Origin of the sequence: Streptomyces sp. NPDC017202 (assembly GCF_044331705.1) — a bacterium.
Classification (GTDB): domain Bacteria; phylum Actinomycetota; class Actinomycetes; order Streptomycetales; family Streptomycetaceae; genus Streptomyces.
The window spans coordinates 125832-137424 of sequence record NZ_JBIRNP010000001.1 but is presented as its reverse complement, the minus strand read 5'-3'; the positions used below and the strand labels follow the sequence as shown (position 1 = coordinate 137424).

General features: G+C 73.7%; 9 protein-coding genes. 3 read left to right on the top strand and 6 right to left on the bottom strand.

Annotation, left to right across the window (positions count from 1 at the left end; translation table 11 throughout):
* Positions 1–228 precede the first annotated feature (228 nt).
* From ACH4N1_RS00605 to ACH4N1_RS00590, 4 genes are all read right to left on the bottom strand, one after another.
* A complete protein-coding gene (locus tag ACH4N1_RS00605; protein WP_398093456.1) occupies positions 229–852 on the bottom strand; it encodes a GntR family transcriptional regulator in 624 nt (207 codons plus the stop codon).
* A gap of 209 nt (positions 853–1061) precedes the next feature.
* The gene (gene sucB / locus ACH4N1_RS00600) at positions 1062–2903 is read right to left on the bottom strand and encodes a 2-oxoglutarate dehydrogenase, E2 component, dihydrolipoamide succinyltransferase (protein ID WP_398093455.1); all 1842 of its coding nucleotides are present in this window, start codon (positions 2901–2903) and stop codon (positions 1062–1064) included.
* 67 nt (positions 2904–2970) lie between these two features.
* Positions 2971–4359, bottom strand: coding sequence for a dihydrolipoyl dehydrogenase (lpdA, locus tag ACH4N1_RS00595; protein ID WP_398093453.1), 1389 nt, complete (start codon positions 4357–4359; stop codon positions 2971–2973).
* 291 nt (positions 4360–4650) lie between these two features.
* Positions 4651–6177, bottom strand: coding sequence for a leucyl aminopeptidase (locus ACH4N1_RS00590; RefSeq protein ID WP_398093452.1), 1527 nt, complete (start codon positions 6175–6177; stop codon positions 4651–4653).
* Between the two features lie 355 nt (positions 6178–6532).
* On the opposite strand from ACH4N1_RS00590, the gene ACH4N1_RS00585 reads away from it, so the two are divergent.
* Positions 6533–7306: an endo alpha-1,4 polygalactosaminidase gene (locus ACH4N1_RS00585; protein ID WP_398094372.1), complete on the top strand. Its 774-nt coding sequence runs from the start codon at positions 6533–6535 to the stop codon at positions 7304–7306.
* A gap of 343 nt (positions 7307–7649) precedes the next feature.
* Here ACH4N1_RS00585 and ACH4N1_RS00580 read toward each other — a convergent pair whose 3' ends face one another.
* Positions 7650–8456 (bottom strand): adenosylcobinamide-GDP ribazoletransferase, encoded by an 807-nt coding sequence (locus ACH4N1_RS00580; protein ID WP_398093451.1) that lies wholly within the window; start codon positions 8454–8456, stop codon positions 7650–7652.
* A 61-nt stretch (positions 8457–8517) separates the two neighbouring features.
* On the opposite strand from ACH4N1_RS00580, the gene ACH4N1_RS00575 reads away from it, so the two are divergent.
* Positions 8518–9282: a hypothetical protein gene (locus ACH4N1_RS00575; protein ID WP_398093449.1), complete on the top strand. Its 765-nt coding sequence runs from the start codon at positions 8518–8520 to the stop codon at positions 9280–9282.
* Positions 9283–9314: 32 nt separating this feature from the next.
* Here the strand turns inward: ACH4N1_RS00575 and cobT are convergent, their stop codons facing one another.
* On the bottom strand, positions 9315–10436 hold the full coding sequence (cobT, locus tag ACH4N1_RS00570) for a nicotinate-nucleotide--dimethylbenzimidazole phosphoribosyltransferase (protein WP_398093448.1): 1122 nt from the start codon (positions 10434–10436) through the stop codon (positions 9315–9317).
* Between the two features lie 148 nt (positions 10437–10584).
* Here cobT and ACH4N1_RS00565 point away from each other — a divergent pair, with 148 nt between their 5' ends.
* A complete protein-coding gene (locus tag ACH4N1_RS00565; RefSeq protein ID WP_398093447.1) occupies positions 10585–11541 on the top strand; it encodes a class I SAM-dependent methyltransferase in 957 nt (318 codons plus the stop codon).
* Positions 11542–11593: the final 52 nt, after the last annotated feature.

The window sequence follows — 11593 nt, the reverse complement described above, 5'->3', positions numbered from 1 at the left end:
CGCGGAGTCGTGGTACGACACCGTCGCGCGGCCCGTCGGCGACTGTAACCCCCTGATCGATGATCGATCAAAGGGTTGAGGGTGAAAACCTCTTGATCACGAGAAAGTCGGCACGGGGTGTCTCGCACAAAGGCACCCCGTGCCGCGTTTTCGAAAGGTTTTCGCAGGTGGGGCCACGTATGAGCGAATGCGCGCTCAGTGGCGTCCGGAGCTCCCGGCGCGCACCGCTCAGGGCCGCGGCGCGCAGCCCAGCACGTGTGCCTTCACGATCTCCGCGATGCGCGGGTCCCGCCGCTTGAAGGCCGCCACCAGTTCCTCGTGCTCCTCCGCGTACGACTGCTGCACCGTCCCCAGCCAACGGATCGACAGCGCCGTGAACACCTCGATGCCCAGGCCCTCCCAGGTGTGCAGCAGCACGGAGTTGCCGGCCGCGCGGACCAGCTCGCGGTGGAAGGCCACCGTGTGCCGCACCTGGCCCGTCCCGTCCGACGCCCGGTCCGCCTCGTACAGCGCGGCCACGTGCGGCTCCAGCGCCGAGCAGTCCTCGGCCAGCCGCTGCGCCGCCAGCTCCGCGGCGATCGCCTCCAGGCCGGCCCGGACCGGGTAGCTCTCCTCCAGGTCGGCCGCGGTCAGGTTCCGCACCCGCACGCCCTTGTTCGGCGCGGACTCGATCAGCCGCAGCGACTCCAGCTCGCGCAGCGCCTCGCGCACCGGCGTCTGGCTGACCTCCAGCTCGCCGGCGATCCGCCGCTCCACGATCCGCTCGCCCGGCTTCCAGCGCCCGCTGACGATCCCCTCCACGATGTGCTCGCGGATCTGCTCGCGCAGCGAGTGGACGACGGGCGCGGTCATGAGGGCTCCTTAGGGAGGGGCCGCCCATCGGCCCCTGGGGCGTTCGACGTTTAGACAATAAGGCCGCGACGGGTCCGGGGAGCGGCCCACGGGGGTGCTTCCGCGCAGGTGAGACGAGACTTACACGCGCGGGAACACTCCGGACGCCAACGTGCGGTGCCCCCGCCCGGGAGACCCGGGCGGGGGCACCGCACGACACCGCGCGCCGACTACAGGCCGAGCTCGACCTCGAACTCGCCCGCCTCCAGGATCGCCTTGACCGCCGTCAGGTAACGGGCCGCGTCGGCGCCGTCCACCAGCCGGTGGTCGTAGGACAGCGTCAGGTAGGTCATGTCGCGGACGCCGATGACCGTACCCTCCTCCGTCTCGATGACGGCCGGACGCTTCACCGTGGCCCCGATGCCCAGGATCGCGACCTGCCCCGGCGGCACGATGATCGTGTCGAAGAGGGCACCGCGCGAACCGGTGTTGGAGATGGTGAAGGTCGCGCCGGACAGCTCGTCCGGAGTGATCTTGTTGCCGCGGACCTTGCCGGCCAGCTCGGCCGTGGCCTTGGCGATGCCGGCGAGGTTGAGGTCACCGGCGTTCTTGATGACCGGGGTCATCAGGCCCTTCTCGGAGTCCACCGCGATACCGATGTTCTCGGTGTCGAAGTAGGTGATGGTCCCCTCGGCCTCGTTGATCTTGGCGTTGACCGGCGCGTGGGCCTTCAGCGCCTGGGCCGCGGCCTTGACGAAGAACGGCATCGGCGAGAGCTTGACGCCCTCACGGGCCGCGAAGGAGTCCTTCGCCCTGGCGCGCAGCTTCATCAGCCGCGTGACGTCGACCTCGACGACCGACGACAGCTGGGCCTGCTCGTGCAGCGCCTTGACCATGTTGTCGCCGATGACCTTGCGGATGCGCGGCATCTTGACGGTCTGGCCGCGCAGCGGGGAGGCCTCCAGCGCGGGGGCCTTCTTCGCGGCGGCGGGGCCTGCGGCGGTCACGGCCGCGGCGGGAGCCGGGGCAGCGGCGGCGGCCTTCGCGGCCTCGGCGGCGGCGACGACGTCCTGCTTGCGGATGCGGCCACCGACACCGGTGCCCTTGACCGAGCCCAGGTCGACGCCGTTCTCGGCGGCGAGCTTGCGCACCAGCGGGGTGACGTAGGCACCCTCGTCGGTGGCCTGCGCGGCCGCGGGGCCTCCGGCAGTCGGAGCGGCGGCCGGGGTGACCGGAGCCGGCGCGGGCGCCGGAGCCGGGGCCGCGGCGGCCGGAGCGGGCGCGGCCGGAGCCGGAGCGGGCTCCGGGGCGGGCGCGGGGGCCGGGGCGACGGGCGCGGGGGCGGCCGGAGCCGGAGCGGCGGGCGCGGCCTCGGCGGGCGCCGGGGCCGGGGCGGCGGGAGCCGGGGCAGCGGCCGGAGCCGCACCCGGAGCGCCGATGACGGCCAGCTTGGCGCCGACCTCGGCGGTCTCGTCCTCGCCCACCGTGATCTCGAGCAGCACACCGGAGGTGGGCGCCGGGATCTCGGTGTCGACCTTGTCCGTGGAGACCTCGAGCAGCGGCTCGTCGGCCTCGACGGAGTCGCCGACCGACTTCAGCCAGCGGGTGACGGTGCCCTCGGTGACGGACTCGCCGAGCGCGGGCAGGACGACGTCCGTGCCCTCGGCGCTGCCGCCGCCGGAAGCGGCCTCGGCGGTGGGAGCGGGGGCCGGGGCCGCCTGCTCGGTGGAGGGCTGCGCGGCCGGGGCCGGCTCGGGAGCCGGCGGGGCGACCTGCTCGGCGGCCGGGGCCTCCTCGGCGGCCGGAGCCGGCTCGGTGGCCTCGGCCGCACCGGTGCCGTCGTCGATGACGGCCAGCTCGGCGCCGACCTCGACGGTCTCGTCCTCGGCGACCTTGATGGACGCCAGGATGCCGGCGGCGGGCGAGGGGATCTCGGTGTCGACCTTGTCGGTCGACACCTCGAGCAGGGGCTCGTCGGCCTCGACGCGCTCGCCCTCGGCCTTCAGCCAGCGGGTGACAGTGCCCTCGGTGACGCTCTCACCGAGCGCCGGAAGGGTTACGGAAACCGCCATGGTTTCGGTTGCTCCTTACGAATTGCGGAAGTCTGTGTCGTCGCGGAGTCGCTTCGTCGACCGAGGGTCAGTCGTGCGAGTGGAGCGGCTTGCCGGCCAGGGCCAGGTGGGCCTCGCCGAGCGCCTCGTTCTGCGTCGGGTGGGCGTGGATGAGCTGCGCGACCTCGGCCGGCAGCGCCTCCCAGTTGTAGATCAGCTGGGCTTCGCCGACCTGCTCGCCCATGCGGTCGCCGACCATGTGGACGCCGACCACGGCACCGTCCTTGACCTGGACGAGCTTGATCTCGCCCGCGGTCTGGAGGATCTTGCTCTTGCCGTTGCCCGCCAGGTTGTACTTCAGAGCGACGACCTTGTCCGCGCCGTAGATCTCCTTGGCCTTGGCCTCGGTGATGCCCACGGAGGCGACCTCAGGATGGCAGTACGTCACCCGCGGGACGCCGTCGTAGTCGATCGGGACGGTCTTCAGACCGGCCAGACGCTCCGCCACCAGGATGCCCTCGGCGAAGCCGACGTGCGCGAGCTGGAGCGTCGGGACGAGGTCGCCGACGGCGGAGACGGTGGGGATGTTCGTGCGCATGTACTCGTCGACCAGGACGTAGCCGCGGTCCGTCGCGACGCCCTGCTCCTCGTAACCCAGGCCCTGCGAGACCGGGCCGCGGCCGATGGCGACGAGCAGGATCTCGGCCTCGAACTCCTTGCCGTCGGCGAGGGTGACCTTGACGCCGTCCTGGGTGTACTCGGCCTTCTGGAAGAAGGTGCCCAGGTTGAACTTGATGCCGCGCTTGCGGAACGCGCGCTCGAGGAGCTTGGAGGAGTTCTCGTCCTCGACCGGGACGAGGTGCTTGAGGCCCTCGACGATGGTGACGTCGGTACCGAAGGACTTCCACGCCGAGGCGAACTCCACGCCGATGACGCCGCCGCCCAGGATGATCGCGGACTTCGGTACGCGGTCCAGGACGAGCGCGTGGTCGGAGGAGATGATCCGCTCGCCGTCGATCTCCAGGCCCGGCAGCGACTTCGGCACGGAGCCGGTCGCCAGGAGCACGTGGCGGCCCTGGATCCGCCGGCCGTTCACGTCGACGGAGGTCGGGGAGGACAGACGGCCCTCACCCTCGATGTACGTCACCTTGCGGGAGGCGACAAGCCCCTGCAGGCCCTTGTACAGACCGGAGATGACCCCGTCCTTGTACTTGTGGACCCCGGCGATGTCGATGCCCTCGAAGGTGGCCTTGACGCCGAACTGCTCGCTCTCGCGGGCCTGGTCGGCGATCTCGCCCGCGTGGAGCAGGGCCTTGGTGGGGATGCAACCCCGGTGCAGGCAGGTGCCGCCGACCTTGTCCTTCTCGATCAGGGCGACGTCCAGGCCCAGCTGGGCCCCGCGCAGGGCCGCGGCGTAACCGCCACTACCACCGCCGAGGATCACTAGGTCGAAAACGGTGCTGGCGTCGTTCGCCACGTCACGTCCTCCATGCATGTGCGCCGTGCGCCGGTCGTCGCTGACCGCCGGCGGCTGGTGTCCGGCCGCTCTTTCTTCGGCCCTGTGGTGGGGGCCCTGTCCTGCCGAGCCCCATCTTCGCACCTGTGGGAGGCGAACGAGACGCCGGGCCGGGGTGTGAGACACCCCACGCTCACTTGTGTCCGGGGTGAGCGCCCCCGCCGGGGGCGCGGGACTGTGCCGGTCCGCGGCCGCGCCGCGTGACCGCGGCCTGCCGGGTGACCAGGCGCACAGTCCCCGCCCCCGCGGCGGTCAGCCGAGGTCGCCCTCCGCGGTCAGCTCCGCCAGCCGTACCAGCGTCCGCACGGCCGTGCCCGTACCGCCCTTGGGCGTGTAGCCGAACGGCCCGCCCTCGTTGAACGCCGGTCCCGCGATGTCGAGGTGCGCCCAGGTGATCCCCTCGCCGACGAACTCCCGCAGGAACAGACCGGCGACGAGCCCGCCGCCCATCCGCTCACCCATGTTCGCGATGTCGGCGACGGGGGAGTCCATGCCCTTGCGCAGGTGGTCGGGCAGCGGCATCGGCCAGGCCGGCTCGCCGACCTCCTCGGCGGCCTCGTGCACCGCGGCGCGGAACGCGTCGTCGTTCGCCATGATGCCGAACGTCCGGCTGCCCAGCGCCAGCATCATCGCGCCGGTCAGGGTCGCGACGTCCACGATGGCGTCCGGCTTCTCCTGGGAGGCGGCCCACAGCGCGTCGGCGAGGACCAGCCGGCCCTCGGCGTCGGTGTTGAGGACCTCGACCGTCTTGCCGCTGAACATGCGCAGCACGTCACCCGGGCGGGTGGCGGAGCCGGAGGGCATGTTCTCGGCCAGCGCCAGCCAGCCGGTGACGTTGACGTCCAGACCGAGGCGCGCGACGGCGACCACGGCGGCGAAGACCGCCGCCGCACCGCTCATGTCGCACTTCATCGTCTCGTTGTGCCCGGCCGGCTTGAGCGAGATGCCGCCCGAGTCGTAGGTGATGCCCTTGCCGACGAAGGCGAGGTGCTTCTTCGCCTTGGAGGAGGTGTACGACAGCTTCACCAGCCGCGGGGCCGCGGCCGAACCGGCGCCGACGCCGAGGATGCCGCCGTAGCCGCCCTTGGCGAGGGCCTTCTCGTCGAGGACCTGCACCTTGACGCCGTGTTCCTTGGCCGCGGTCTGGGCGAGGGCGGCGAAGGCCTGGGGGTCCAGGTCGTTCGGCGGGGTGTTGATGAGGTCCCGGGCGCGGTTGAGCTCCTCGGAGACGGCCGCGGCGCGGGCGAGGGCCGCCTTGTGGGCGGCGTCGCGCGGCTTGCCGCCGAGCAGGACGGCCTCCGCGAGCGGGGCCTTGCCGTTCTTCGCCTTGGCGTCCTTGCCCTGCTCCTTGTAGGTGTCGAAGGAGTAGGCGCCGAGCACGACGCCCTCGGCGACCGCGCCGAGGTCGGCGGCGTCCGCCAGGGGCAGGGCGAAGGCGGCCTTCTGGGAACCGGCGAGGGCGCGGGCGGCCACACCGGCGGCGCGGCGCAGCGCCTCGGCGTCGTAGGAGGCGTCCTTCCCGGGCTCCGCGCCCAGCCCCACCGCCAGCACGAGAGGCGTCTTGAAGCCGGCCGGGGCCGGCAGCTTCGTCACCTCGCCCTCGGCGCCGGCGGCACCGAGGGTTTCCAGGACGCCGGCGAGCCGGCCGTCGTAGGCCTTGTCCACGGCCTCGGCGCCCGCTGTGACGACGGGGCCGTTGGCGCCCTTGGCGACACCGATCACGATCGCGTCGGCCCGCAGGCCGGGCGCCGCGGCGGTGCTGAGAGTGAGAGCAGTCACGGTGGTGATTTCTCGCTTCCGATGTGGAGTTGCTGTGGCCGATATGAGTGGGTCGACCGGGCCCGACAGCCGACCCTAGATCCGGGCTGGGGGAGCGGTCGTTACCGGGGTCGGCCTCACCGGCGCGGCGTACCGGAGCGGCGACCCCGCGACGAGCGTACGCGTGCGTGAGCGTTCGCCCGTGCACGGCAGTGTTCACCTGTCGGTGGCGTCGTGGCCACGGACCGATCCTCGCATCCGGCGGACGGGGGCACACCTCTCGGGTGCGGTGGAGGGCGGCGCCCCGCGCCGGACGGCGGCGGGAGATCATGGCGGCAGCCGCCGTCGCCCACCCTGGAGCCCGTCCGTGAGACGCATGATCCTGCTGCCCGTCCTGCTGTCGCTGCTCGCGGGCTGTGCGTCCGCGCCGGACGAGGAGCCGGCGGAGGGGGACCGCTGGCGGCCCCGCCCCGGCATCGGCTGGCAGTGGCAGCTGAGGGGGCGTCTGGACACCTCCGTCGACGTGCCGGTGTACGACATCGACGGCTTCGACCAGAGCGCGGCGGCCGTCGCCGGGCTGCACGAGGACGGCCGCAAGGTCGTCTGCTACCTGTCCACCGGCGCGTGGGAGGACTGGCGTCCGGACGCGGCGAGGTTCCCGCGGGCGGTCCTGGGCGAGGGCAACGGCTGGGAGGGGGAGCGCTGGCTGGACATCCGCCGTACCGACGTCCTCGAACCGCTGATGGCGGACCGGCTCGACATGTGCCGCGACAAGGGCTTCGACGCGGTGGAACCGGACAACATGGACGGCTACCGCAACGGGACCGGTTTCCCGCTGACGGCCGCCGACCAGCTCCGCTACAACCGGCTGATCGCCCGGCTCGCCCACGACCGGGGCCTGTCCGTCGGTCTGAAGAACGACCTCGACCAGATCCCCGAACTCGTCGACGACTTCGACTTCGCGGTCAACGAACAGTGCGCCCAGTACGGCGAGTGCGCGAGGACGACCCCGTTCGTCGAGGCGGGCAAGGCCGTCTTCCACGTCGAGTACGAGCTCCCCACGAGCCGTTTCTGCGCCGAGTCCCGCCGCCTGAAGCTGAGTTCCCTGCGGAAGCAGTACGAACTCACCGCGTGGCGCGAGGCCTGCTAGTGACCTGAGTCGGAAGTTCTTCGCCAGATGGGCGGCCGTCAACCGGATGCCGTGCTGCCGCCAGGTCCGGCCCGGCCTGCTGAAGTCCGGTCTCCGGCACGTCAGGCAGCTCGCGAGAACTACCCGAAAATCTCCGACTCAGGTCACTAGGCCCTGTCGTCAAATTCCCGCCTGCCCCGCGGCGCCATGCACGCACTCTCGCCGCACCGGGCCCTGACCCGAGTACGTCCAGTACGAGGATCAGGGCCCGGCACGCCGAGAGCACGCACCTGACGCCGCAGAGCCCGCCCTCCAGGCGGACGGCAGGAATTTGACGACAGGCCCTAGGGGCGCCCCGCGGCGTTCAGCCGAGGCAGAGGACCACCAGTGCCGTCGTGGCCGCCGTCTCCGCCAGGCCGCCGAAGACGTCGCCGGTGACCCCGCCGAAGCGGCGCGTGCAGTGGCGCAGGAGCAGTTCGGCGGCGGCGACCGCGGCGACGACCGCGGCGGGCGTGCGGACGGCGTCGAACGGGCCGAGGAGGGCGCCCCCGGCGGCCGCGGCCGCGAGGCAGCCCGCCGCCACGGCCAGCGCGCCGCGCACCGGGACCACCCCGGCGACCGCCGCGCCGAGCCCCTCCGGCCGGGCGGCGGGCACACCGGTCCGGGCGGCGAGGGTGAGCGCCAGCCGGGCGGCGACCGCGGAGGCGACGGCCGCCAGGGCGCCCCGGCCCCAGGAGGAGCCGTAGAGCTCGGCCAGCGCGGCCACCTGGGCGAGCAGGACGAGGACGAGGGCGATCACGCCGAAGGGCCCGATGTCCGACTGCTTCATGATCCGCAGCGCGTCGTCCGCCGGCCTGCCGCTGCCCAGCCCGTCCGCGGTGTCCGCCAGCCCGTCGAGGTGCAGGCCGCGGGTGAGGGCGGCGGGTACGGCGGCGGAGGCGACGGCGGCGAGCGGCGGGCCCGCGCCGAGGAGCAGGAGCAGCAGCCCGAGCCCGGCCGCGCCGCCGCCGACGACCAGCCCGGCCAGCGGGGCCGCGAGCATGCCCCCGCGCGCGGCCCCGCGGTCCCAGCGGGTCACCCGGACGGGGAGGACGGTGAGGGTGCCGAAGGCGAAGCGGAGACCGTCGAGGCCGGAGGCCGGGGACGGCGGGGAGGGCGGGGTCGTGGACACCGGCGCAGGTTACCCGGCGGTCGGACGGGCGCCGCGGGGAGCCCGGGACGAAAATGCGCCTATGGGAGATTGGCTGCAGCGCAACATCGTCGAGCCGGGCAAGCTGCCGCTGCTCGTCGCCCTGGCCTCCTTCGTCCTGACCTTCCTGATCACCCGCGTCGTCACCCGCCTGATCCGCGCGGGCAAGGGCCCGTTCGGCAACATCAGCGCGGGCGGGGTGCACATCCACCACGTGGTCCCCGGCGTCGTCCTCACCGTCGTCGGCGGCTTCGGCGCGGTGGCCAGCGGCCGGAGCGGCTTCGGCTCGTACGTCTGCGCGGCCCTCTTCGGCATCGGCGCGGGCCTGGTCCTGGACGAGTTCGCGCTGGTCCTGCACCTCGACGACGTGTACTGGACGGAGGCCGGCCGCAAGAGCGTGGAGGCCGTCGTCCTGACGGCGGCCCTGGTCGGCCTGGTGCTGGTCGGCTTCGCCCCGTTCGGCGTCAACGACCTCAGCGAGGAGGAACTCCAGGACCGGGGCGCCGTGCTCTCGACCGTGGCCGTGAACTTCCTGTTCGCCCTGGCCGTACTGAGCAAGGGCAAGGTGAAGCTGGCGGTCTTCAGCGTGATCGTCCCGTTCATCGCCCTGTTCGGCCTCGTCCGGGTGGCCCGCCCCGACTCCCCGTGGGCCCGCCGCTTCTACCGCAGGCGCCCGCGCGCCCGCGCCAAGGCGGTCCTGCGGGCCTACCACCACGACCGCCGCTGGGCGGGCCCGCGCCGGGTGGTCGGCGACTGGCTGGGCGGCAAGACCGACGCCGAGCTGAGCCGGGCCGCCGAGCACCGCTGACGCGCCGCCGCGACGGCCGCGGGCCCCGGTGGCTACTCCGTGCCGAGCACCCCGGCGGACTCCCCGGACTCCCCGGACTCCCCGGGCCGCTCGGGCTCCCGGGGCGCTTCGGGCTTCTCCGGCAGTTCGGCGGCCAGGGCGGCGGCCGCCTGCACCAGCGGCAGCGCCAGCAGCGCCCCCGCGCCCTCGCCCACCGTCACGCCCTGGTCCAGCAGCGGCTCCAGCGCCATCCGGTCCAGTGCCTTCGCCTGCCCCGGCTCCCCGCTGCGCTGCCCGGCCAGCCACCAGTCCGGGGCCCGGAACGCGATCCGCTGCCCGACGAGCGCGCACGCCGCCGCCACGACGCCGTCCAGCACCACCGGCATCTTGCGGACGGCGCTCTGGAGCAGGAAGCCCGTCATCGCGGCGAGGTCCGCCCCGCCCACGGTCGCCAGCAGCTGCACCTGGTCCCCGAGCACCGGCCGCGCCCGCCGCAACGCGTCCCGGATCGCCGCGCACTTGCGCATCCACGCCAGGTCGTCGATCGCCAGGCCGCCCCGCCCGGTCACCACCGACGCGTCGGTCCCGCACAGCGCGGCCACCAGGACGCCCGCCGCGGTCGTCCCGCCCACGCTGACGTCGCCGAGCACGACCAGGTCCGTCCCGGAGTCGGCCTCCTCGTCGGCCACCGCGACCCCGGCGAGGAAGGCGGCCTCGGCCTCCTCCGCGGTCAGCGCGTCCTCGACGTCGATACGGCCGCTGCCGCGCCGCACCCGGTGCCGCACGACGTCCTCGGGGAACGTCTCCGGCGGGCAGTCCAGCGCCATGTCCACGACGCGCACGGGGACGCCGAGCCGCCGGGCGAGCACCGACACCGGCCGGCCGCCCTCCCGCACCTGGCGCACCAGCTCCGCCGCGCTGCCCGCCGGACGCGCCGAGACGCCCAGTTCGGCGATCCCGTGATCGCCGGCGAACAGCACCACCCGCGGCCGTACGACCGGCCGTACGGGCACCGAACCCTGCGCCGCCGCCAGCCACTCACCCAGGTCGTCGAGGCGGCCCAGCGATCCGGGCGGCACGGCCAGGCGTTCCCGGCGGGCCTCCGCGTCGCGGCGCACCCCGCCGTCGGGGCGCTCGATCAGATCGGTGAAGTCGTCGAGATTCAGCGAGCTCATTCGCCGAACAGTACCGGCACCGATCGAACGGTCCGGCGCCACATCGGCACCACACCCCCACGACGTCTTTGCACCCGGGATCGGCATCCCCTACGTTCCGTTTTGCTGCGAATTGCCGCATCCCTCGACGCCCTCCACGGAGCCGCTCATGCCCCCCAGGCCCATCCACGAGCCGCGCCGCGACAACTGCCCCTGGTGCGGCTCGAAACGCCTGCGCACCCGCCTGCGCGCGCCCGACCTGCTCCATCACCGGCCCGGCACCTTCGCCGTCGACGAATGCCGGGACTGCGCCCACACCTTCCAGAACCCGCGACTGACCGCGGAGGGCCTCGCCCTCTACCAGCGCCCCCCGGCGGGGGGCCCGCCCGGAGGCTCCGCCGCACGCGTCCTCGCCACCCGCACGCGGCGGCGCCGGCTGGTGGCCACCGCCCGCGCGATGCTGCCCTTCCCCGAGCCGGAGAGCTGGCTGGACGTGGGCACGGGGGACGCGCTGTTCCCCGAGGCGGCGAAGGAGGTCTTCACCTACACCTCCTTCGACGGGCTCGACCCCACCCCGCGGGTCGTCCGGGCCCAGGAGGCCGGCCGCGTGGAGGAGGCCCACCAGGGGCAGCTCACCCACCCCGCCACCAGTGCACGGCTGCGCGCCCGCTACGACGTCGTCAGCATGCTCGGCCATGTGGAGCACACCCTGGACCCCCGCGCGGAACTGCGTGCCGCGCTCGTCGCGCTGCGGCCCGGCGGGCATCTGCTCCTCGAACTGCCCGAACCGCGCAGCGCGTCCGCGGCGCTGCTCGGCAAGTGGTGGGTGGCCCACGGGCAGCCGCGCCACCTCCACCTCATCCCGCTGCCCAACCTCCGCGCCGAACTCGAGTCGCGGGGCTGCACCGTCGTCACGGCCGACCGCAGCGGCGCCCACGTCCCCCACGACCTCGCGGCGGCCCTCGCGCTGTCCCTGTCCCGCCCGGTCCCGGGCGCCGGCACGGCCCTCCTGCGAGCCGCCGGCCCGCTGGTCACCGCCGCCAACGCCCTCGACCACGCGCTGGCCCCCCTGCTCCGCCGGACCCGCTTCTCCAACACGTACCGGGTGATCGCCCGCAAGAACTGACCCCGGCGCCGGCGGGACCCGACCCCGGCCCTCGCGTCCACACCCCGCCCCG